General features: G+C 35.2%; 18 protein-coding genes. 12 read left to right on the top strand and 6 right to left on the bottom strand.

What is annotated here, in order from left to right; all coding sequences use genetic code 11:
* Positions 1-117: 117 nt before the first annotated feature.
* Both LOZ91_RS12485 and LOZ91_RS12480 read right to left on the bottom strand, forming a co-directional pair.
* On the bottom strand, positions 118-2,301 hold the full coding sequence (locus LOZ91_RS12485; protein ID WP_180075617.1) for a polysaccharide biosynthesis tyrosine autokinase: 2,184 nt from the start codon (positions 2,299-2,301) through the stop codon (positions 118-120).
* A gap of 435 nt (positions 2,302-2,736) precedes the next feature.
* Complete coding sequence (locus tag LOZ91_RS12480) at positions 2,737-3,813, bottom strand: polysaccharide biosynthesis/export family protein (protein WP_100355446.1); 1,077 nt, start codon at positions 3,811-3,813, stop codon at positions 2,737-2,739.
* Between the two features lie 740 nt (positions 3,814-4,553).
* Here LOZ91_RS12480 and rfbB point away from each other — a divergent pair.
* The 12 genes from rfbB to LOZ91_RS12420 all read left to right on the top strand — a co-directional run bounded on the left by rfbB (position 4,554) and on the right by LOZ91_RS12420 (position 17,429).
* Positions 4,554-5,618 carry a dTDP-glucose 4,6-dehydratase gene (gene rfbB, locus LOZ91_RS12475; RefSeq protein ID WP_100535504.1) on the top strand — a complete coding sequence of 355 codons (1,065 nt, stop codon included), beginning with the start codon at positions 4,554-4,556 and terminating at the stop codon, positions 5,616-5,618.
* Positions 5,618-6,493: a glucose-1-phosphate thymidylyltransferase RfbA gene (gene rfbA, locus LOZ91_RS12470; RefSeq protein WP_100355445.1), complete on the top strand. Its 876-nt coding sequence runs from the start codon at positions 5,618-5,620 to the stop codon at positions 6,491-6,493. The genes rfbB and rfbA overlap by 1 nt, the downstream gene beginning before the upstream one ends.
* Positions 6,494-6,495: 2 nt before the next feature.
* Complete coding sequence (locus tag LOZ91_RS12465; RefSeq protein ID WP_005173656.1) at positions 6,496-6,912, top strand: FdtA/QdtA family cupin domain-containing protein; 417 nt, start codon at positions 6,496-6,498, stop codon at positions 6,910-6,912.
* A 114-nt stretch (positions 6,913-7,026) separates the two neighbouring features.
* On the top strand, positions 7,027-8,118 hold the full coding sequence (locus LOZ91_RS12460; protein WP_244783301.1) for an acyltransferase: 1,092 nt from the start codon (positions 7,027-7,029) through the stop codon (positions 8,116-8,118).
* 96 nt (positions 8,119-8,214) lie between these two features.
* Positions 8,215-9,330, top strand: a complete 1,116-nt coding sequence (locus tag LOZ91_RS12455; protein WP_244783300.1) for a DegT/DnrJ/EryC1/StrS family aminotransferase — start codon at positions 8,215-8,217, stop codon at positions 9,328-9,330.
* Positions 9,331-10,590 (top strand): O-antigen translocase, encoded by a 1,260-nt coding sequence (locus tag LOZ91_RS12450; protein ID WP_074383750.1) that lies wholly within the window; start codon positions 9,331-9,333, stop codon positions 10,588-10,590.
* Positions 10,587-11,474, top strand: coding sequence for a glycosyltransferase (locus LOZ91_RS12445; protein WP_244783298.1), 888 nt, complete (start codon positions 10,587-10,589; stop codon positions 11,472-11,474). Before LOZ91_RS12450 ends, LOZ91_RS12445 begins: the two co-directional genes overlap by 4 nt.
* 135 nt (positions 11,475-11,609) lie before the next feature.
* Complete coding sequence (locus LOZ91_RS12440) at positions 11,610-12,752, top strand: O-antigen ligase family protein (protein ID WP_244783297.1); 1,143 nt, start codon at positions 11,610-11,612, stop codon at positions 12,750-12,752.
* 2 nt (positions 12,753-12,754) lie between these two features.
* Positions 12,755-13,621, top strand: a complete 867-nt coding sequence (locus tag LOZ91_RS12435) for a glycosyltransferase family 2 protein (protein ID WP_244783296.1) — start codon at positions 12,755-12,757, stop codon at positions 13,619-13,621.
* The gene (locus tag LOZ91_RS12430) at positions 13,621-14,772 is read left to right on the top strand and encodes a glycosyltransferase family 4 protein (protein ID WP_244783295.1); all 1,152 of its coding nucleotides are present in this window, start codon (positions 13,621-13,623) and stop codon (positions 14,770-14,772) included. Before LOZ91_RS12435 ends, LOZ91_RS12430 begins: the two co-directional genes overlap by 1 nt.
* Positions 14,773-14,851: 79 nt before the next feature.
* Positions 14,852-15,805, top strand: a complete 954-nt coding sequence (locus LOZ91_RS12425) for a GNAT family N-acetyltransferase (protein ID WP_244783294.1) — start codon at positions 14,852-14,854, stop codon at positions 15,803-15,805.
* Between the two features lie 973 nt (positions 15,806-16,778).
* The gene (locus tag LOZ91_RS12420) at positions 16,779-17,429 is read left to right on the top strand and encodes a sugar transferase (protein WP_244783329.1); all 651 of its coding nucleotides are present in this window, start codon (positions 16,779-16,781) and stop codon (positions 17,427-17,429) included.
* Positions 17,430-17,962: 533 nt separating this feature from the next.
* Here the strand turns inward: LOZ91_RS12420 and LOZ91_RS12410 are convergent.
* The 4 genes from LOZ91_RS12410 to LOZ91_RS12395 all read right to left on the bottom strand — a co-directional run bounded on the left by LOZ91_RS12410 (position 17,963) and on the right by LOZ91_RS12395 (position 23,313).
* Complete coding sequence (locus LOZ91_RS12410) at positions 17,963-19,417, bottom strand: capsule assembly Wzi family protein (RefSeq protein WP_244783293.1); 1,455 nt, start codon at positions 19,415-19,417, stop codon at positions 17,963-17,965.
* Between the two features lie 145 nt (positions 19,418-19,562).
* A complete protein-coding gene (locus tag LOZ91_RS12405; RefSeq protein WP_244783292.1) occupies positions 19,563-21,746 on the bottom strand; it encodes a polysaccharide biosynthesis tyrosine autokinase in 2,184 nt (727 codons plus the stop codon).
* 35 nt (positions 21,747-21,781) lie between these two features.
* Entirely contained in the window at positions 21,782-22,210 is a 429-nt protein-coding gene (locus LOZ91_RS12400) for a low molecular weight phosphotyrosine protein phosphatase (RefSeq protein WP_005094751.1), read from the bottom strand.
* Complete coding sequence (locus LOZ91_RS12395) at positions 22,210-23,313, bottom strand: polysaccharide biosynthesis/export family protein (protein ID WP_244783291.1); 1,104 nt, start codon at positions 23,311-23,313, stop codon at positions 22,210-22,212. The genes LOZ91_RS12400 and LOZ91_RS12395 overlap by 1 nt, the downstream gene beginning before the upstream one ends.
* Between the last annotated feature and the right edge of the window lie 389 nt (positions 23,314-23,702).

Genomic DNA, 23,702 nt, shown 5'->3' with positions numbered 1-23,702 from the left:
GAAAATTTTGAGAAATCTTGCAGAATGGGTGGTTTTTTAGCAAGCAAATATCGCAGTTTGGTAGAGCTTTAAAAAAATAAAAAAACCAGCAATGGCTGGTTTTTTTATTCAAAAAGATCAACTGGTTTTTGTTTTGGTTTTATAGCTATAAGTATAATCATAGCTATAACTACCACCTGCTGAACGCTGGATATCATTCAGGATAAAGCCATTTACGGTACTTCCCGCTTGTTTAAAACGGTTCACTGTCAGTGCCAATTCCTTCATTTGTGTTTTTGCATAGCGGGCCACCACCAGATTGAGTCCGACATATCGGGACACGATGATCGCATCCGTGACCGCCAGGACAGGAGGCGTATCAATTATAATATGATCATAGTGTGGCGTCAGGTGTTGCAGTAATTCCTGAAACCGTACCGAATTGAGAAGTTCGGATGGATTAACTGGATTTTCACCACAGGTGATGACGCTGAGGTTTGCTACATTGGTGCTTTGTACCATCTGTTCCAAGGTAATTTGCTCATTCAGGTATTCAGTTAATCCATATTGATTATCCAAATCAAAATATTTGTGTATATGACCACGACGCAAGTCCGCATCAATGATCAATACGCGTTTATGTTTTTCTGCCATGATGACTGCCAGATTGCTGGAAACAAATGATTTTCCAACTCTAGGCGCTGGACCCGAGATCATAATAATATTGTTTTTGGCCTGAGACAGAGCGAAATGACTTGCTGTCCGGATGCTGCGCAAGCTTTCGATCGCCATATCATCACTATGTTTAAGGGCTAATAAGAAAGGCAGTTTTTTCTTTTTCAGCAGTTTCAGCCCCGGTTTCTGAACAGGGGAGTGTGCAATATTGGCATAGACGGGAAGATCCAGCTGGTATTCTATTTGGCTACTATCTTTCACTCCAGAACGGAACATATTGCGGAATAATGCCACCAGAATTCCCAAGAAAGTACCGAAGCAAAAAGTTAAGAACAGAATTAATGGCTGTTTCTGTTTAATCACGTCAATCGGTTCAAGCGCAGTATCAATAACATGTACATTGCCAATCTCGCCGGCTTTGGCAATTCGCAGTTGTTGGTAGGAATTGACCAAATTGGTATACAGTTGTTGTTTGACTTCGACTTCACGAGACAGTTGTAAATACTGGCGTTGTATCTCTGGAAGATTTTTAAGTGTCGTATTGAGCTCACGAATCTTGCCATTAATCACACGAAGTTGAGCAGTAACTTCTCGCATGGTCGGGTGTGCTGCTGCATATTTGGCGCCTATTTCCGCCTGTCTCTGTTCGAGTAGAGCTCGTTGTGTTTCTAAAGTCACACTCTGATTTAAATATAATTCTGACTCGCGGGTGATGTCGACAGTATTATGCTGTTGACGGAATTGGTTAAAGACCCGCTCTGCATCATCCAGCTGTTTTCTTAAATCCGGTAATTGAGCATCCAAGAAAGCGAGGGTCTGAGCAGTTTCTGCCGAACGACGGGTAATATTATTTTGGCTATAAATTGCCAAAATAGTATTCAGAACTTTGGTGATGTGCTGTTTGTCATGACCTTGGTAGCGAAGCTGCAAAATCCCGCTAAGTTCGCCTTTTTCTACAATTGAATAATTGGCAAGAATAGAATCAATCGCTGAGGGTAAAGAGAGCTTTTGCACCTGATAACTGCTATCTAGCGGATCCTGAGTAAAGATCGCGATTTTCCAGTCGCCCTGCGCAGTCTTGAATTGTACTGGCTGGTTCAGTGCACCCTTGAAAATGGTTTCTTCTGTCACAGGATTGATTAGACTAAAGCCCTGTTGTTGAAATTGCAGTAGCAGATTTTTATCTAAATAGGCGGCAGGAACTTCAAACTGTCGAATGTCGAAGCTTTTTTGACCCTCTTTAAAGCGCACAGTTTCAGGTTGATATTCGGTTTGATAATTTACACCTTGAAATAGTCGCTGAACAAAAGTGTCTTCAGTACTGGCAATCTGAAGATCCAAATTTAAGCGATTAATTACTGATTCCAGAATATTGCGTGATTTTAATACCTCAACTTCAGCATTAGATGAAGACATTTGTCCAATGACACTTGAAAGGTTACCCAATAAAGCAGCTGAGGCACCTCTACTTTCTTCGACTTGGACGATGGCATCGACCTTATAATTAATCGCTACAGTGCGTAAATAGAGCAGGACAGCAAGCACGCTGAGCAAGGCACATACGAGGATAAGTTTCCATTGCGCAAACAAGGAAAATAACACCCCTTTTAGGTCAATCATATTTTCGGTATTGTTATTTTTGTTCATAATTTTGCTTTCTAAAAGTTTAAAAGTGATTTTTCCAGTCGATGACGTCGTGTTGAATTAAATTACAGAACTTCATCAAAGACCTGCTGCCCCTGCAAAAATGAATCCCCAATATGCTGGTTTTATTGTTCCCTCATAAAAAATCTAGTCTGGTAAAACCAGATATTTTTATGATGATCAGGATAAGATTATTTTTATTCAATCTGCTTCATATTTAGTGTTGAACTACATGGAGTTGCAGGCAGATCCCATGCTATTACGTAAAAAATGCTGTCTTGTGATCAGCGCTGAGCATTACTTCAGCCATCTATATTTATAGATTTAATCTACAAATACGGGCAGATCTCGTTAATAAACATTCAGTCATTAATCGATGGTTAATATTTTCAAAACAGCTCCCCAAAATCTTTTTAATATGCATAGCTGAACTACCTGCTAGCGTATAGCTGTACCAGCAACATTTGAAAATGGAAGAATCTGGCTAACCACTCGTTCCCAACGAGTCAGGCCTGTGGCATCCACATAGACAATATCATTGCTGTGCATTTTGAACTTTTTGGCCAAGCCAAAATCTCCAAGATTTTTTAAACTTAAATGATATATTTCAGTCATCTGATTATTTGAATTGTCACGTAAGACGTAAATTCGACTAGCACTGGCTGAATAGGGATTAATCCCTTCACTTTCACCGAGAACATCCGCGAGAGTCATCCCCTGGTCACGTATGGGTAAGGGGGTATTCGTGCCTGCTTCACCCATGACATAGATTTTCTGATTTTCACGAGGACTGATATACAGGGTGTCATTGGGTTGAATTAACAGCTTATGTAATGAATATCCTGCTTTTTCTAATGCAATTGTATTGAGGTCATAAGCCACACCCTGACGCACCAATTGAATAGAGCTAGAGTTACCTTGCTCGTTAATGCCGCCGGCCAGACCCAGTGCTGTATAAACGCTCACGGGCTGATCAGACAAATAAAACTGCCCAGCTGATTTCACATTACCCATCACTGAATAACGCTGTCCCTGATAAGAAAGTACTCTCACCACTACATCTGGATTGTTTAAATAAGGAATTAATAGTCGGCGTACTTCCCGATTAACCTCCGGAAGGGTTTTCCCTACTGTTTTATAGCGTCCAATTAATGGAAAATGGATATAACCATTTCGGTCAATTTGATAACCATTGGTATTATCAGTTGCTGTTGGAACTGCACTAATTTCCGGGTAGGCCCATAATTGAAAGGATAAAATATCACCTGGATTCAAACGATAATCCTGCATTTCATGCTGAAATAAAGGTGCGTAATGATTCAGGTTTTGAGTTTGGGCTGACTGCACTGCAGGTAGATTGTCCTGAGTCAATTTTACCAGATTAACTTGAGTTCCCAGTTCGGTTTGATAAATTCCTTCATCTGGTAAATCATAGGTTTGAAAGCCAGATGTTGCTGCACATCCGACTAATGATAGGCTTAAGGTTAAAACGCCTATAAGGTGTCTATTGTTCACTTGAAACCCCTTTATTTTTATATATTTAAAATTAGTATTTATTCGTAATTATTAATTTTTTTAACATGGTTTATGTGATTAACATCTAAAAGTTATAACAAATTATATAGCTTGTCTATACTTATTTTTAGTTCTAAGTATACGTTTGAATTAAAATAGATCAATAGTATTTATTAAAAAAAGTATCTAAAACTTCCATTAAATTAAGGTGTCGAGATACAAGCACTGCTTAGTTTATTCAGGTAAAATGGATTGTTTATAAATTTTATTGCTTGCAGATTAAGGTGATTATCACAGTATAACTATACAAAACAAAAACTTAGTAGCAATGAAAGTATTTTCATATTATTTGTGTATACTTTAAAGGTTTTTTAGATTCTATTTTTATTAAATTTCACATATATTTATTCGGCATTAACTAGATTATATAAATGAAGTGTTAATTAATAACCTCTTATTAGTTGAAAGTAATATATCAGTAGTTGTAAAGCTTAAGCTGATTTTTATTGGTTGAAAAGTGTTTTAAAAAAACAATAATTATAAAGTATTGGGTAAGTGGTATAAGAAAAATACTTATCCATAAAATGTAACTATATTTGAGAATAATATTTTTATAGGTGGTGTGTTGAATAAAATTAATATATGTTATAAATAATCAAATAAGAATATCTATGCCAGAAGGCATCAATGAATTAAAAAAATATTTGAAAAGTAAAATAAAAATAAAAGGAATACTGGGAATGGTGAAAAAAATATTAGTGACTGGTGGAGCTGGTTTTATTGGATCTGCTACCGTCCGGCATATCATCAAAGCGACTGAACATCATGTTTTAAATGTTGATAAGTTAACTTATGCAGGCAACTTGGAGTCATTAATTTCTATATCAGCTCATCCCCGTTATCAATTTGCTCAAACTGATATTTGTGATCATGTATCTTTAACACGATTATTTTCAGAATTTCAGCCAGATATCGTCATGCATTTGGCAGCAGAGTCTCACGTGGATCGTTCGATAGATGGTCCAGCTGAATTTATCAGCACCAATATTGTGGGTACATATACACTCTTGGAGGTCGCACGAAAATATTGGCAAAATTTGGGTGAAATCAAAAAGTCTAAATTTAAATTTCATCATATTTCAACAGATGAAGTCTATGGGGATTTAAAAGAAACAACCGACTTATTTAATGAAGCCACAGCTTATTTGCCAAGTTCACCTTACTCGGCAAGTAAAGCCAGCTCGGATCATTTAGTGCGTGCTTGGCATCGAACCTATGGTTTGCCGGTCGTGGTTACGAACTGTTCAAATAATTACGGGCCTTATCATTTTCCTGAAAAACTGATTCCTTTGATCATCTTAAATGCGCTGGATGGAAAATCCTTACCTGTTTATGGTAATGGTCAGCAGATTCGGGATTGGCTTTTTGTAGAAGATCATGCCCGTGCTTTATATCAGGTTGCGACCAAAGGCAGGGTAGGCGAAACCTACAATATTGGGGGGCATAATGAAAAACAGAATATTGATGTGGTTAAAACCATTTGCGCCATCTTGGATGAACTTAAGCCACGACTCAATGGCCAAATATATGAAAGCCTGATTAGCTTCGTCAGTGATCGGCCTGGTCATGATTTACGTTATGCCATTGATGCTTCAAAAATTGAGCGTGAACTTGGCTGGAAACCACAAGAGTCCTTCGAGACCGGTATTCGTAAAACTGTGCAGTGGTATCTGGATAATCTGCAATGGTGCCGTCGCGTTCAGGATGGTTCTTATCAGCGTGAACGTTTAGGGGAGGCAGTCTAATGTCAAGATCAACAAAGGGGATTATTTTAGCAGGTGGTTCGGGCACACGCTTGCATCCAATCACTAAAGGAATCTCGAAACAGTTACTTCCGATTTATGATAAACCTATGGTTTATTACCCATTATCTGTGTTGATGTTAGCCGGTATTCAGGAGGTTCTTGTCATCAGTACCCCGGAAGATATTGATGGGTTTAAGCGATTATTAGGTGATGGTTCACAATTTGGCATGCAGCTGAGTTATGCGATTCAGCCTCGACCTGATGGTTTGGCACAAGCCTTTATTCTGGGTGAAGAATTTATTGGGCAAAGTAATGTGTGCTTAGTGCTCGGCGATAATATCTTTTATGGGCAAGGTTTTACCCCCATGCTGCGTCAGGCTGCTGAACGTCAAAAAGGAGCCACTGTTTTTGGCTATCAGGTCAAAGATCCTGAACGCTTTGGTGTGGTGGAATTTGATCAACAGCAACGTGCTATTTCAATTGAAGAAAAACCAGAAAAACCTAAATCTAACTTTGCTGTAACGGGCCTGTATTTTTATGACAATGATGTGATTCAGATTGCCAAACAAGTACAACCTTCTGAGCGAGGTGAACTGGAAATTACCTCCATTAACCAGGCATATCTGGAACGTGGTGATTTAAATGTTGAATTGCTGGGACGTGGCTTTGCCTGGTTAGATACAGGTACACAGGGAAGTCTACTTGAGGCAGCTCAATTTGTGGAAACCCTTGAAAAGCGTCAAGGTTATAAAGTTGCCTGTCTAGAAGAAATTGCAATGAATAATAGCTGGTTAAGCAAAGAACAAGTGTTAGCCATTGGTCAAACGATGAGTAAAAATGGCTATGGTCAATATCTGATTTCTTTGGTGGGGTAATCATGATGAATCTTATTGAATGGATTGATTTACCTAATCTGGGAGATCATCGTGGCAGTTTGGTGGTCGCTGAAGCCAATCGGAATATTCCCTTTCATATACAGAGGCTCTACTATATTTTTGGCGCTCAGCCTGATGTTCCTCGCGGGTTTCATGCACATAAAGAGCTTCAACAAATTGGGTTTTGTATTCAAGGCAGCTGTAAAATATTAATGGATAACAGTAAAGAAAAACAAGAAGTGTGCGTAAGTCAGCCCAATAAAGGATTATTAATTCCGCCCATGGTTTGGCATGAAATGCATGATTTTTCTGAAGATTGCATATTGTTGGTATTGGCAAGCGATTATTATGATGAAAGTGACTATATCCGTAATTATGACCAGTTTTTAAAAGAAGCAGATAAAACTTTTATTGCATAGAAAATGAGATCATAAAATTAAGAAAAATAATTCACAAGTATGATGGCTTTGTTACTCAAGAGACTTCAGAAAATAGAATTTTAAATAATAATAAATATAAAGGAGATGTATGAGATGATTAAGCCGCTTACATCATTGCGTATGTTTTTTGCACTATTTGTTTTTCTTAGTCATTTGGCCTTTTTAAAAAATGACACGCATTATGTAAATATTTTTAACAGTATTTTTGACGAAGGATTTTTAGGCGTCAGTTTTTTCTTTATATTAAGCGGATTTATTTTATCCTATAACTATAAAGAAAAATTTTTTAGAGGAAATTTTTCAAAAAAAGAGTTTTATATTTCTCGTTTAGCAAGAGTATATCCAGTACATCTAGCAACTACGGCAATTGTACTTCTGTTGACCTTTAGCCAGTCTGGACAAGGATGGGAATACTTAATTCAACACATTTTTCTAATACAAAGCTTTTTTTTAGAAGAAAATATTCATTTTTCATTAAACTCTCCATCCTGGAGCATTTCCGATGAATTGTTCTTCTATTTACTTTTTCCATTTGCATTTTTAATTTCTGAAAAAATAAGAAGCTATATATTTATTTTTTATCTTATAGCTATTTTGGTTTTGAATATGCAGCTTGATAAAAACCAGAATCACTATTGGCTGTACATTTCACCATGGGTACGTTTTTCAGATTTTTTACTTGGTATTATCCTGTTTGATCTTTATGAGAAAATAAAAGTTAATTATTCTAAAGTGAAGATACCTACTTTTGTATTTGAATCAGGAGCGATTTTACTTTTTGTCTTATTCTTTGTATTTCATAGCAAGATAGATATCAGTTATAGATACTCAATTTATTATTGGTTACCTATGGCTACCATCATTCTTGTTTTTGCATTGTCTCATGTTGTTAATGAAAAAAGTATTATTACCAAGTTTCTATCAAATAAATATATGGTTTTGGCGGGAGAAATCAGTTTTTGTTTTTATTTGCTTCATGTTTTGGAAATACAAGTTTTAAATTATATAAAAAAGATGTTTTTATTTGATATAGATTTAATGTTGTTTTCATTGATTATATTTATTGTGACTTTAATAGCCAGCTTTATAATGTATAAATATATTGAAAAGCCTCTAAATAAAAAGATGAAGAAATTTTTATTAGAGCCAAGTTTTAAATCTAAGAATTATGAACTGAATAAATAATATTGGGGTTTTCACTTTAATTCATATCAATAGATTAGTTTTGATAAATGTGAAATTAAAAAATGAATAACAAATTTTTATACGAGATTGATAAGAATGATACCTTTTCTTGAGCTAAAAGCGATAAATGCTCAATACCGTGACAAACTTATAGCAGCTTGTACACAGGTCATTGATTCTGGTTGGTATATCTGTGGCAAAGAGTTAGAGGATTTTGAACGAAATTTTTCGAATTATTGTGGTACAGAGTATGCCATAGGGGTTGCCAATGGATTGGATGCTCTAATTCTGACCCTGCGTGCATGGAAAGAACTGGGTAAACTGAATGAAGGCGATGAAGTGATCGTACCTTCAAATACCTATATTGCAAGTATTTTGGCAATTTCACAGAATCATCTGAAACCGGTATTGGTCGAACCGGATATCCATACGTTCAATATTGATGTTAAAAAAATTGAAGCCGCGATTACCATCAAAACAAAGGCAATTTTGCCTGTTCATTTATATGGACAGCTTGCTGCCATGCCAGAAATTATGGCGATTGCCAAGAAACATAATTTACTGGTTTTAGAGGATTCGGCACAAGCCCATGGCGCTGAAATCGAGGGTAAAAAAGCAGGGAATTGGGGAGATGCTTCAGGCTTCAGTTTTTATCCAGGAAAAAACCTGGGTGCGCTGGGTGATGCCGGGGCAATTACCACCAATGATGCTGAATTGGCCCATATGCTTAAGGCTATACGTAATTATGGCTCACATGAAAAATATAAAAATCTGGTCATGGGAGTAAATAGTCGCCTTGATGAAATTCAGGCGGCTATCCTGAATGTAAAACTGCCATTTTTAGATCAGGAAAACCAGCATCGTCGTCAGATTGCAGATCTCTATTTAAAAGAAATTCAGAATCCAGCCATTGTGCTTCCACTTAAAAATATAAATACCGCAACTGATATGCAGCATGTTTGGCATTTATTTGTGATCCAGACCAGATATCGGGAGGAATTACAAAAATATTTGGCAGAGCATGGGGTACAGACATTGATTCATTATCCGATTCCGCCCCATAAGCAGCAAGCTTATAAAGCATGGAATAACTTAAACTTACCAATTTCAGAACAAATTCATGCGCAGGTCTTGAGCTTGCCGATAGGGCCTACTTTATCCATGGATGAAGCAAAGCAAGTTGTTCAGTTATGTAATGGTTTTCAAATATAGATGAATTTACTTAAGACCAGTGTACTGAATGGGGTGGCGGTCCTGATTAAGACCATAACCCTGTTTGTACTGAATAAAATTCTGGCTGTATATCTGGGGCCGACTGGATATGCAGCTTTAGGTCAATTCCAAAATTTTATTCAAATGGTGACTACTTTTGCGGGTAGTGCAATTAATACCGCAGTCATTAAATATACTGCTGAATATCATGAAGATGAAAGCAAACAACGTGCAATCTGGAAAACAGCAGGCAGTATTGTTTTTGTATTTAGTCTGATGTTCGCATTTTTAATTTTAATTTTCCAAAGGCAGCTATCACTTTATATATTTCATACACTTGAATATCAAACAGTTTTTGTATGGTTTGCAGTATTTTTATTATTCTTTAATTTTAATACCCTGTTTTTAGCCATACTCAATGGCAAAAAAGAAATATTAAAGCTGGTGCTTGCTAATATTGCGGGTAGTTTATTTGCGCTTATTGTTACGAGTATTTTAGCAATAAAATTACATTTATATGGTGCCTTAATTGCATTATCCATTTATCAATCTATTGCGTTTATAGTGACGTTATTTCTGTGTTATCGAGCGGATTGGTTTAAGTTTTCCTCTCTGTTTGGAAAAATAGACTTAGAAATTACTAAAAAACTTAGTTCTTTTATCTGGATGGCATTGGTCAGTGCGATCTGTGTGCCTTTATCGCAAATCTTAATTCGAGCCTATTTAAGTCAGGAATTTGGCCTGGCGTATGCCGGTTACTGGGAAGCCATGATCCGTCTAAGCACCGTATACCTGATGCTGGTCACAACAACATTGGGAGTCTATTACTTACCGCGCTTGTCAGAACTCAAGATGATTGATGAAATTAAGAAAGAAGTTTATTTAGGCTATAAATTTCTTTTTCCACTGGCTGTGGCAGGCGGAGTAGTCATTTTTGTGCTGCGTGACTTGATTATCAATGTCTTATTCAGTCCATCTTTCGCACCCATGCAAAGCCTGTTCTTTTGGCAAATGATGGGGGATGCACTAAAAATAGGAAGCTGGATACTGGCTTATTTGATGCTCAGTAAAGCAATGACCAAACTGTACATCTCTACAGAGATTATATTTACCTTATCTCTTATTGCTTTGACCTATGTATGTACCCAGCTTTTTGGATTTGAAGGTGTTTCAATAGCCCACCTCATAAACTATGGAATGTATTGGGTCGTCATCAGTTTTTTTATATTTAAATCATTAAAACAAAGAGAGATAATATGATAAATGGCCAAGCTTTAGTTTCTGTCATTATACCAAGTTATAATCATGAAAAATTTGTATGCGATAGTATTCAGAGTGTCATTAACCAGTCTTATCAGAATATTGAGTTAATTGTCATTGATGATGGATCTACAGATTCTTCAGTAGAAAAAATAAAAAAACTGATTCCACGATGTGAAAAACGATTTACCCGGTTTGAATTTAGGCATCGACCGAATAAGGGCTTGAGTGCAACCTTGAATGAAGCCTTAGAATGGGCGCAAGGAGAATATTTTTCTTCTCTCGCTTCTGATGATATAATCTTGGAAGATAAAATAAAAATACAATCCGAGTTTTTAAAGCATAACAAAAATTGTATTGCAGTGTTTGGAGGAATATCAGTTATTGATCATGATTCTAATCAGGTAAAAAATAGAATTAAAAAAAGAAAAAGCTATAGTTTTGAACAAATTTTATTGTTAGAGCATGAGTTACCCGCCATGACACAACTGATTAGATCAAATGCTTTAAAAAAAATCGGTGGTTATGATGCTGAGGTGAAAATTGAAGACTGGTATATGTGGTTGCTTTTAGCACAAGAAGGGGAGTTATGTTATCTTCCCGTCCTGTTTGCTAAATACAGGCTACATGATAATAATATGCATAAGCAAACCTCTCTCATGCATGATTCAAGAATGATGATTTTAAATGAGTACCAAAATCATATATTTTTTAATAAAGCAAAAAAAAGAGCGTTATGGATAAATGCGTTTGAATTAGGGTTAATATCCAAAAAGAAATCATTAGAAAAAATGCTGGGAATTTTGAGAGAATATCCATCTGAAATTTTGACATATGATTTTTTCAGATTTTTTTACTGGTTATTTATTAAAAAAGAGTTTTAATAAAAATTAAGTTTGATAAATAATATATTAATAGTTTTAAAAAATTTAAATAAAAAACAATAATATTAACAATATGAAATATTAATCAGTTCTTTTGCTTTTTTAAAGCATCAGATAATATAAAAGGAATAGATAATGATTATTTTAAATGAAAGTAATTCAAAAAATAACATTATTTTTTTAAGTGATAGTAATATAAGAGATAAAGTTGTTATATATCTTGTATTGTTTTCATTTTTTTTATCTCAGTTTTATTTTTGGTCCAGTGGGATTCCTCAGTTTAGTCACATCTTTATTATGGGGGCTATTTTATTATTATTTAATAAAAGTTCTTCAATAAATATTGAATACTCTAATATAATTTTATTGTTTGTCACATATGCAATTTGTATAAATTTTGCCTGGTATTTAATCGTCCTAGATTCCAGTTATATGATGTCAACTATTTACTGGGTCTTCAATTTATTATTCTTTTTATTAATGATGAACCTGAATCAGGTTCAGATTAATTTTTTCCATGAAAAACTCTTATTTCTTATTCCTTTCTCCTATGTCATCGAAATTATTATCTGGGCAAGTAACTTAGGTCGTTATGATTTTGACCCACGATACAATGGTCTTTTTAATGATCCTAATCAAATGGCATTTTGGGTACTCAGTACCTGTGCAATTTATTTATATATTTCTGGAAGCAACTTTAAAAAAATAATCGTTTATTCTTTGGCCTTATTTTTGATTTTATTGACCATGTCAAGATCTGCTTCAATTGGATTCTTAATGTTAACGTTAGGATTTATTTTTAGTCAAAAAGGAGATTTGAATAAAAGAATATTTGTATTCTTTGGGACCTTGGTTTTTTTTGGTGTTTTAAGCTACTTTTTATATAATATGGGGGTTTTTGATAATGTTGTATTACGATTTATAGAAGGATTAGATCAAAGAGATAGCCAAGTAGAAGGACGTGGTCTTTTTAGTTTCTTTGATTATCCTCAATATTTGATTTTTGGGGCTGGGCAAGGAGCTTACTGGTTATATAACCCCACAGGCAATGAAATTCATTCAACCTGGTTAGGGATCTTATTTTATTATGGAATTGTAGGCATATTCTTATTTTTAATATTTTTATATCAAATATTCAAGAAACTTTCACTTTCAAATAAAATGATATTATTAGGGCCAATGTTATATGGGTTTACCACTTATAGTGCAAGAACACTTATTTTCTGGTTTTTATTGGCGGCTTTTTTACTATTTTCAAATAATAAGAAGGAAGAATAAATATGTATATTTCTATAGGAATTCCATTTTTTAATGCAGAAAAATACTTGGAAGATGCGATTAAATCTGTATTAGCTCAAACTTTTCAAAATTGGGAATTGATATTGGTAGATGATGGATCAACAGACCGGTCTTTAGAGATAGCCCAATCATTTGTCGATCCTCGGATTCGTATCATTGCTGATGGATGCAATAGAAGATTACCTTATCGCTTAAATCAAATTATTAATGAAGCACAATATGACATTATTGCACGTATGGATGCTGATGATTTAATGGCAGTAGACCGGCTGGAAAAACAGATAAAAGTCTTAACTGAAAATCCAGAGATTGATTTAGTGGTAACCAGCTTGTATTCGATTGGAAATAAAAACGAAATTTTAGGGAAAAGAATTTATTCTAATCATCAAATGCAACCCAAAGAAATTTTGCAGGGCCTGACCAATTTATTACATCCTTCACTGCTTGCACGAAAGGCGTGGTGTAAAAGAAATCCCTATCAAGTTAATAACTGTCTAGCGGAAGATTATGAATTATGGCTCTCGGCAGCGATAAAAAATGATTTCAATTATGTGGTTATGAAAGAACCCTTATATTTTTATAGAGAAGTAGAAAATGTAAAAAAAGAAAAAATGATTCGTGGTTATAATACTCAAATTGAAGTGATCAAAAAATATTATAATAATGTTATTTCTGATATAGACAAAAATAAGATTGTATTGAAATTTGAAATAAAAAAAATGATTGTAAAAATATTAAGTTTTTTGAATTTAATGCATATTTTACATAAGCGCAGGATGACCACTGTTTCAGACGAGGATAAAATTTCTTATGCTTCACAATTAGAACTTATAGGACGATTAAAATAATGATAAATAAAAAAATTATTATAATTGGAACCACTGCATATAATCTTTATGGTTTTCGTAAAGATTTCATGTTGTCATGTTTAGCAAAAAATTATCATGTTTATGCTTTCGTATCTGAATATAGCAATGACTGGTTGGATAAAATAAAAAATCTTGGAGTGACTCCTATTACCTATAAACTTAGCCGTGGTGGGTTAAATCCATTGACTGATCTACGTTCAACTTATCAACTCATACAGAAAATAAAAGAAATTCAACCCGATATTGTATTTTCATATTCAACTAAGCCGGTCATTTATGCAACTTTGGCTGCTTATAAGAATAAAGTTCCTTATGTCTATGGCATGATTGAAGGCTTAGGTTCGCCTTTTACAATGCATAAACATGGTCAAAGTTTGAAAGCTAAATTTATACGCTTTATACAAGTATCTTTATACAGAATTGTATTTCCTTATTTAGATAAAATTATATTCTTAAATCATGATGATCCTAAGGACTTAGTACAACGCTATAATATTTATCATAAAAAAAATGCCATTGAAGTCTTGGGGCCGATAGGCCTTAATTTAAAAGAGTATGCCTACAAAAAATGGGATAATCAAAAAAATATATCTTTTATTTTTGTAGCTCGGTTAATCGCTGAAAAGGGCATATTTGAGTATTTAGAAGCTGCCAGAATAGTTAAAAAACAATATCCTGAAATACTGTTTAAAATTATAGGTGGCTTAGATACTGAAAACCTGACAAGTTTAAAACAGGCAGAATTAGATCAATTGATAGAAACAGGGATTATAGAATATGCTGGCTTCGTCACAGATGTTGCTCAACGAATATGTAATAGCGCAGTATTTGTATTGCCATCCTATCGTGAAGGTGTGCCTCGCAGCACACAAGAAGCGATGGCTATAGGACGCCCAGTGATTACCACTGATGTTCCAGGCTGTAATGAGACTGTAGTAGATGGGGTGACTGGTTTTCTTATTCCAAAATGGGATATAGCTGCATTAGTGGAAAAAATGATTTATTTTATAGAGCATCCTGAACAAGTAAATAAGATGGGATATCAAGGATTTTTATATGCTAAAAAAAATTTTAATGCAGATTTGATCAATTATAGGTTATCCAAAATGCTAGGAATTGATAAGTCTTAAGGTTTTTTAATAATGATTTTTAAAAATATTATTTAAATTTTATACCTTATGAAAATTTATAATGATAAAGGAGATTACGGTGAAAGAAGCTGTAAGTTTTCAAATAAAAAAATATGAAGATGCTGATAAAGAAGTATGGAATGATTTTTTATTAAACTGTAAAAATTATCATTTCATGTTTAATCGGAATTTTATGGACTACCATTCTGATCGATTTGAAGACTTTTCTTTAATGTTTAAAAATGATAAAGATAAAATCGTGGCTTTATTGCCTGGAAATATTAAAGATAATATTTTTTATAGTCATCAAGGCTTAACATTTGGTGGTTTTTTGATTGATAGGGATTGTCGTGCTATTGATATGTTAAGTCTTTTTTCTCAGTTAAAAGGTTTTTTAAAAGAAAATTATATTAAAAAAATTATATATAAATGCATACCTAATATTTATCATCATTATCCTGCTCAAGAGGATTTATATGCTTTATTTCTAAATGAAGCAAGGCTCTATCGTCGGGATATTAGTACTTCTATTAACTTACAGGAAAAAATTTACTATTCAAAATCTAAAAAATGGGCAATCAATAAAGCAAAAAAATCTGGATTAACTTATGAAGAAGTCGAACAGCCAAGCATAGTCTGGGAAGTTATTCGTGAAGTCTTAGGTCAACATCATCATCAAAAGCCAGTTCATAATGAAACGGAAATAGATTTATTAAAAAGTAGATTCCCTAATAACATAAGGGCTTATAAATGTTGTTTTGAAAGTCAGATTGTTGCAGCAGCAGTGACTTTTGAAACTGAGAAAGTAGTCCATTTACAGTATTTAGCCAGTAATGATAAGGGAAGGGAAGAAAGAGCCTTAGATATTCTAATCGATTTTTTAATCAATAAAAATATGCAGTCTACTAAGATATTTGATTTCGGTATCTCAAATGAAAAAGAAGGAAAGTTTTTAAATACAGGACTGATTAATCAAAAAGAAAGTTTTGGTGCTCGTGCGATTGTGCATGATTTTTATAGTATAGATATATAGTGACCGAACTCATATAGAAATACCTCTACTTTGAAGCATAGATCAACACTTTATAAGAGGTAAATTTTCTGCCTCTTTTTATTTTTTTCTTTAGTATTTTATACTGATAATAAAGGCTATCAATATTCTAAAAATGAAGTAGCTTACTTTTAAAGCTGGCCAATTTTTTTGGATTTATCTCATAGAAATATGAATAAGGTCTGATCTGTTTGAAAATAAAAATATTTTAAGTAAATATCAATAAGATTTTTATATAAATCTTAGATGTTATATTGAGTAAACTTCCTTCTTTCTACTTATCTGGCTTAGACTTGCTTAAAATTAATTAATAAGGTGAATTAATTCACCTTATTTAAAACTATTTTACATTTTGTCACATATTTTTTAGTGTGAGGTGTGTTGTATTTAAAAAATAGATTTTTTTTCAATAAATAGTAACTTTCACAATTATTTATTAAATATATTAAAAGCTCATGAAGGGATATAATTTCTAAAGTGGCTTATTTAATTGAAATTTTCTTAAAGTCTTAATTTCTCAATTAAGTGAAATATCATAGAACCTAATTGTATGATTATTTTTAATAAAGAAATATTAATCTATAATAAATGGTTGGTTAATATTTTTTTGATAAACATATCTCTACTTTTAAAAAAATATAATTGTTATGATTGATAAATAGACATATTGAGGTGTTTATTAATGGATCTAAAAAAAGAAAAAAATAAGATCAAAAACTTTGAAGGAAGCAATATTGTAAGACATAAGTCTTTATTTATTGAAAAAGATAATAGTTTATCAAATAAATATTCTAAAAATACACAGGGGCATAAGAATGGAATAATACAATTTTCCTCAAAGAAGAATGGAGTTAATGAAACAGATAAGAAAAACTCTTGGCATTATATGGATAAAAAGAATTTTAGTTTAAAAAAATCTTTATTTCCTCATGTTCATTTTTATTCTTTTTCTAATATTTTTACTAAAGAAAAATTATCTAAAAGAATAGTAGATATAGTTATTGCAATAATAGCTTTATTAGTATTATTTCCAGTTTTTATTATTATGAGCTATAAAGTGCGGAAAAATTTAGGCTCCCCCATTTTCTTTTACCAAGAACGCCCGGGTAAAAATGGTAAATTATTTAAAATGATTAAGTTCCGCTCTATGAGAAATGCAGTAGATAAAGATGGCAATCTTTTGCCTGATAAATTTCGTATCACATCATTTGGACAGAAGATACGTTCAACCAGCTTGGACGAAATGCCTCAACTGATTAATGTTTTAAAAGGGGATATGAGTATTGTTGGGCCTCGCCCTCAAATGAAAGAATTTCTAGAACATTATACAGCTGAACAAATGCGACGCCATGAGGTAAAACCGGGTATGACAGGGCTTGCTCAGGTGAGTGGACGCAACAATTTATCTTGGGAAGAAAAATTTGAATTAGATGTGCAATATATTGAACAGTATAATATTTGGTTTGATTTTAAAATTATGTTTAAAACCGCTAAGGTAATGCTAAGCCAAGAGGGAATTAATGCTCCTGATCAGGAAGTCGGTGCTGCGCGGTTTTCAAAAAAAAGTATTCATGACACTAGCTTATTTACAAAAGAGGTGAAATAACACCAAGCATGGATAAATAAGACTTTCACGAAAGCTAAATGCGGAGTACTACAAGATTATATCTAAACTATTAATTTTGAGCATAAGCGAGTATTAGCATAATGTACCTATGCCTTCCAGCTACAGGTATCGAATGAGATACGAGTGAAAAACTGAATATTAGATTGACAGTTCCACAAAAAATACTAAGTGTATGACAAGTGGTTTGAGACTAAGGTGACATTCAGGCTAGAAAATTGATGCTGACGCAAGTGATTAATAAAAGGTATAGCCAGTCCTGAGCTACTGAGCCATATATTAGTTGATAAGTATGGTGATTATTGACCCCTCTCTCATCAGTAGCTGATTTATCAGTGGGCTGGGGTAAATCACTTTTTAAAAGACTGGTTCAGTCGGTGTAGGGCAGCTCGATGCATTACCAGATACTTAATAAAAAACCAGCAAGCGCTGGTTTTTTATTTTCAGTTTCATCAGTATTTTGGGAGGTATGGGAAAGTTGTCGCTATCTCCCGTACTTAAGTGTTGAATAGGTCTTAGTAAGAAAATAAGCCCTTTTCTAAGGGGAATTCGATACCAATTGATACACCGCCATCGTTACCGTATACCTCAGAGTCACCCACCCACCCATTCAGTTTAAGTGGAATGTCTGGGCGTAGATAATGTGTCCAGGTTAGATCTAGCGCTTTTAATTCATCCTGTGCTGGAAAAGCTAAATTAGTAATGCCTCTATCACGTCGATTAGCTGCTTGATCAAATTTCGCAAATAGGATGCGTGTATTAACACGATTGAGATGATCCAAACGAATATCGCCACCTACAGACAGCATTTGGCCATCACCACCCATGGCATGCGCTAGGGGATAGCCATGCTGGTAAAAACCATCGGTATATACACTATGATTATAGGAAATGCCCTGTACCTTGCCATTGGTACGAGTGTCTGCCCATTCGGTATACAGTTGGAAAGACATATTGTTATAACTTGATGAATAATCGACTCCAGCCGAATACATTTTCTTTGCAGGCATATAGCCTGCTTCATCTTCACCTATATATTGTGCATATACACCCATCGGTATATTTATTAATGGAAGCAAATTTAGCCGAGTATCTAAGCCAGCAACTTGGTTAGATGTACCTGGTATACCATTATCTCCATTATCTTTATATCCCAAAAATGCATTCCAAAGTGAGCTTAAATTTTCTGGTCGTCCTTCACCACCCCATTGAATAGCACGTGATGCACCCAGTTCTAAATAAGGCAAGGGTTGTGCAGTGACACGTAAGCCAATCAGTTTGGCATCAGGCACAGCATCGTAGTCATCCAGTTGTCCAGCAAAAGCTTGATATTGCCAAGGCCCAATCCAGGCCAACCATTTGTTTGCAAAAGCATTCTGTTCGGCACGTTGCATCGTCACGCCATACACAGGGCGGCTGGCATCACCACGAATTAAACTGCCATCATGTGCAGGACCCCAGTAGGTCGGGATCTGTCCAGCAATCAGCCATTGATTCCATAATTTTCTAGCGATATATGAGCCCTCAAGATTAAGATCTTGATCATTGTCAATCTGTAGGTCTTTTTCTGCATTCATACGAATTCTGGCATCCCAGTTCTCGTTACCCACATTTAACTCGATGCCTGCCTGATATTGTGCTTTTTGCTGATCGCCAAAGGCTTGAGGAATATTCTTTTGATCAGTTTCTGCAAATAAGGATGCTTTGAGCAACTGGTTATTGGCATTCAAATGTGCCAATACAGTATCAATGACTTTTTGCTGAGTATTATTGTTGATTTTAGCTTGGGCAAGAGCACGTTGAATTTCATCACCACTGATGGGCCAAGTGGAAGTACTGATTTGAATCACACCCTGCTGATTGAGCCAGTTTAAATCGGTACGTAAGTTTTGGTCATTTAAAACGATGCCTTGTGCAAAGGCGAGGGAAGAACTTAATGCCAAGGTAGCGAGCAGTGTTTTGGATAACATTCTTGTATATTCTCAGGAGTTTTAAACTATAACCACGATAGATTTTTTAGTTGATTTTTTCAACAACAATCATTTGCAATAAATGTAAGGATGGATAATTTCACACCCTGTTCAGACAGAGTGTGAAATTTGAGTTTAGACTAGATTAGTCATTATCTTTATGTGCAGTATAGGCATAGGCATAATTATAACCATAACTACCCGCTGCACCTTTTTGTACGTCATTCAGAATCACGCCATTAACTTTTACATTGGCCTGTTCAAAACGATTCACCGTAATTTCAAGTTCTTTAATTTGCGTTTGTCCATGACGGGCAATTAATAAATTGACCCCTGCATATTGCGCAATAATACTACCATCAGTAACAGCAAGTACTGGTGGAGTATCAATTAAGATGTGATCAAAATGAGCAGATGCCTGATCCAGGAAAGCCTTGAATTTATCGGTACTTAACAGTTCAGACGGATTGACTGGACTCTTGCCGCGAGTGACAAAGAACAGGTTTTCTACAGTCGAGTTTTGGACAACATCTTCATAACTATTTTGACGATTTAACAGTTCAGCTAGACCCGGTTTGATATCAGCATTGAAATATTTATGTAAATAACCACGACGCATATCACCGTCAATGACGAGTACCCGTTTTCCACCTTGCGCCAAAATGGTTGCAAGGTTAACAGTAATAAAAGATTTCCCAATCTCAGGGGCAGGGCCTGACAGTGCAATCACATTATTGCTGGCATTCATTAAGGCAAAGTGAATTGCGGTACGCATACTGCGCAGGCTTTCAATTGCAATATCACCGCCGTCTTTAACCGCAAGAATAGGAATATTTTTTTTCTTTTTTAGCAGATTGATACGACTTTCTTGAATTAAAGAACGTGGCACGGTGGCATACACTGGCAGATCCAGCTCATTTTCAATCTGAGCGGCATCTTTAATGCCTGAACGCATCATATTTTTAAGTAATGCAAGTAAGACACCAATAAAACCACCGACAAACAGCGATAAAATTAAAACAATCAATTTTTTAGGTTTAATTGGTTCAATGGGTTCAACTGCAGTATCGACAATACGCACATTGCCAATTTCACCGGCTTTGGCAATACGAAGTTGCTGGTATGAATTGAGTAAGCCTGTATACAGCTGCTGTTTGACTTCAACTTCACGGAACAATTGTAAGTACTGGCGCTGTAGTTCAGGTAAACGTTTTAATGTTCCATCTAGCTCTGCAATTTTTTTATTGATTGCAGCGAGTTGTGCATTCATTTGCTGCATCATCGGATGTTCATCCATATATTTGGATGAAGCTTCTGCAACCTGCTGCTCCAGCTGGATTTTTTGTGTCTCTAAAGTAATGCTTTGGGTTAAGTATAATTCCGATTCTTTCGTAACATCCACTGTATTTGCTTGTTGGCGGAAGCGGTTGAATTCACGCTCTGCAACATCAAGTTGTTGTTTTAGTTCCGGTAATTGATTTTCTAGGAATTCAAGTGTCTGCGCAGTTTCTGCAGATCGACGTTCAATATTCTGTTGGCTATAAGCAGCTAGAATGGCATTCAGGACTTGAGTAATGTGCTGCGTATCTTCGCCTTGATAGTTAAGCCCTAAGACACCGCTCATCTTGCCTTTTTCAGCCACTGAGTAGTTACTGGTCAAAGACTGCATGGCAGCAGGTAAGCTCTGTTTTTGAATATTATACGTGGTATCAAAATGATCTTGACTATAAACTGCAACTTTCCACAGGCCAAACTCAGATGAGGATTGACTGATCTGGTTTAGAGGCGCAGAAAAAACCACCTGTTCAGTTTTCTCATCAGTCAGGCTATATTTGCCTTCTTTAAAACTTAAAATTAAGTTTTTATCCTGGAAATATTGCGGAATATCAAACTGGCGAATATCGAAACTATTTCGATTGTCTTGAAACAATACTGATTTTTCTGAATACGTGGTGTCGTATTCATGTTTAGCCATTAACCGATTCCAGAAACTGTCTTCTGTACCAGATATACGAATATTTAAATTTAAATGGTTGATGACCTCACCGAGCACCAAACGCGATTTTAAAATTTCAATTTCGGCTTGAGCAGGGGATTTTTGCTCGATCATACTGGATAAATCACCCAATAAAGCAGCCGAAGTCCCTTTACTGTCTTCGACTTGTACCATAGCATCTACTGAATAGGTATCCGGTGTGGTTCTTAAATACAGTAAGGCACAGATCAAACTTAAAGTAACGCACAGGGCAATCAGTTTCCATTGCGCAATCAAGGAAAAAAACAATTCCTTTAAGTCAATGGTGTCTTCGGTGTTGGCGGTTTGGCTCATAATTTAAATATCAAAAAGTGAAAATATTAAAAAAATTAAATATATTTTTTCCAGTCAGCAATACAGTCTTGAATTAATTGACAGGTGTCATCAAAAAATGTTTGATCATGCTGATAAGGATCGGCAATATTTTTACTTTGCCAATGCCCCAGTCTAAAGGTTTTACCTTTGGCAAATGGCCAGGTCTGTTCGATATGTTTTTGCTGATTCTGACTCATCACAAGAACTAGGTCAGCTTTTTTAATCAGCTCAGCATTGAGTTTTTTTGCAATATGCGCACTCATATCAATCTCAAAGCGTTGCATGCATAGACTGGCTTTTTCATCGGCTGCATGTCCAACCACGCCCGCAATACCCGCAGACTCAATCTGTAAATGCGGATATTGCTGTTTTAAAAAGTATTCTGCCATGGGGCTACGACAAATATTGCCAATACAAACCACTAAAATATGATTGATTTTCATTAATTCCCCAAACGGTCTAAATTATACAAAGCATTTGAGAATGGGATAATCTGGTTGACGACACGCTGCCAGCGCGCCAAGCCAGAGGCATCGACATACACAATATCATTGCTGCGCATCTTAAACTGATTGGCCAGACCAAAATCAGCAATGCTGGTCAAATCCATCTGGTAGACTTCAGTGTGAGTAGTCGTGGGCTGACTACGCACCACATAAATCTTACTGCGACTGGCAGAAAGTGGATTAAGACCGAGACTTTCACCTAAAACATCACTTAAGCTCATGCCTTGATCACGCAATGCTAAAGATTGGTTTTTACCCGATTCACCCATGACATAGATTTTTTGATTTTCACGGTTGTTGACATATAGCGTGTCATTTGGCTGGATCAACAAGTGATGCAGTGAAAGCCCTGCTTTTTCTAGCTCTACGGTATTTAGGCTATATGAACGTCCCTGGCGTACTAATGTAATAGAGGCATTATCACCTTGTTGTGCATTCACACCACCTGCCATACCTAAAGCAGTATAAACACTCACAGGTTGGTCACTTAAGTAAAATTGACCGCCCTTCATCACATTACCTTGTACTGAGTAACGCTGGCCTTGATAAGACAATACTCGTGCAATCACATCTGGGTTTTTCAGGTAACGTGATAATTGGCTGCGTAATTCACGATTGACTTGTGTCAGTGATTTCCCAGCGGCCTTATAACGGCCAATAATGGGAAACTGAATATAACCTTCTGAATCGATTTGGAAACCACTGGCTTGAGCAGCTTGATCATTATTAATACTATTGCTAGGAGAGGTGAGTTCAGGATAAGCCCATAAGTAAATTGATAGAATGTCGCCTGGACTCAGATTGTAGTTACGATGCTGTGTATTAAACAGATGGGCATATTGTTGTTGAATATTCTGTACAGCAGGCTGAACAGCCATCATAGAATCTTGAGTGAGTTTTATGACATTGACTGTCGTACCGAGGTCGGTTTGAAAAACGCCTTCGCTAGGTAAGTCATATGTTTGTAAACCAGAGGTGACTGCACACCCTGTAGTAGCAATGCCACATGCCAATAAAGCAGCTAGTTGAAAGTGTCGCACACGTTTTCCCAGAGATTATTTTTAAATTTTAAAATTGAAGCTATTCTACCCAAGTTATTGGCTATATACATAGCAATTTGTAACTATATTTCTGGATTGATGATAAAAACTGAATAGAGTTAAAATGTAAATGATTTTAATAGTTGTAAATAAAACAAGTAATTCTTACAAAAAATATACACTACGCTATTTTTTAATAGGATTTGAGCACAAATCATAATAGAAATTGCATAATTTTCTGCTAGTATGCCCGCCGACAGATTTAATCTTCATAAGTACATTACTTTAATAAGGCATTGAAATGCTACTTATCAAGATTTAAAAATGGCTTGATTGGCTTGATTGGCTTGATTGGCTTGATTGGCTTGATTGGCTTGATTGGCTTGATT

The organism is Acinetobacter sp. F-1 (assembly GCF_022869025.1).
Taxonomy (GTDB): Bacteria; Pseudomonadota; Gammaproteobacteria; order Pseudomonadales; family Moraxellaceae; genus Acinetobacter; species Acinetobacter pseudolwoffii.
This window is presented reverse-complemented; position numbering and strand designations above follow the sequence as displayed.

Excerpts from the sequence above, each read along its gene's own strand:
- LOZ91_RS12450 (WP_074383750.1), top strand. The coding sequence starts at position 9,331 with ATGAATTTACTTAAGACCAGTGTACTGAATGGGGTGGCGGTCCTGATT.
- rfbA (WP_100355445.1), top strand. The coding sequence starts at position 5,618 with ATGTCAAGATCAACAAAGGGGATTATTTTAGCAGGTGGTTCGGGCACA.
- LOZ91_RS12410 (WP_244783293.1), bottom strand. The coding sequence starts at position 19,417 with ATGTTATCCAAAACACTGCTCGCTACCTTGGCATTAAGTTCTTCCCTC.
- LOZ91_RS12440 (WP_244783297.1), top strand. The coding sequence starts at position 11,610 with ATGATTATTTTAAATGAAAGTAATTCAAAAAATAACATTATTTTTTTA.
- LOZ91_RS12405 (WP_244783292.1), bottom strand. The coding sequence starts at position 21,746 with ATGAGCCAAACCGCCAACACCGAAGACACCATTGACTTAAAGGAATTG.
- LOZ91_RS12400 (WP_005094751.1), bottom strand. The coding sequence starts at position 22,210 with ATGAAAATCAATCATATTTTAGTGGTTTGTATTGGCAATATTTGTCGT.
- LOZ91_RS12430 (WP_244783295.1), top strand. The coding sequence starts at position 13,621 with ATGATAAATAAAAAAATTATTATAATTGGAACCACTGCATATAATCTT.
- rfbB (WP_100535504.1), top strand. The coding sequence starts at position 4,554 with ATGGTGAAAAAAATATTAGTGACTGGTGGAGCTGGTTTTATTGGATCT.
- LOZ91_RS12485 (WP_180075617.1), bottom strand. The coding sequence starts at position 2,301 with ATGAACAAAAATAACAATACCGAAAATATGATTGACCTAAAAGGGGTG.
- LOZ91_RS12445 (WP_244783298.1), top strand. The coding sequence starts at position 10,587 with ATGATAAATGGCCAAGCTTTAGTTTCTGTCATTATACCAAGTTATAAT.
- LOZ91_RS12460 (WP_244783301.1), top strand. The coding sequence starts at position 7,027 with ATGATTAAGCCGCTTACATCATTGCGTATGTTTTTTGCACTATTTGTT.
- LOZ91_RS12465 (WP_005173656.1), top strand. The coding sequence starts at position 6,496 with ATGATGAATCTTATTGAATGGATTGATTTACCTAATCTGGGAGATCAT.
- LOZ91_RS12455 (WP_244783300.1), top strand. The coding sequence starts at position 8,215 with ATGATACCTTTTCTTGAGCTAAAAGCGATAAATGCTCAATACCGTGAC.
- LOZ91_RS12435 (WP_244783296.1), top strand. The coding sequence starts at position 12,755 with ATGTATATTTCTATAGGAATTCCATTTTTTAATGCAGAAAAATACTTG.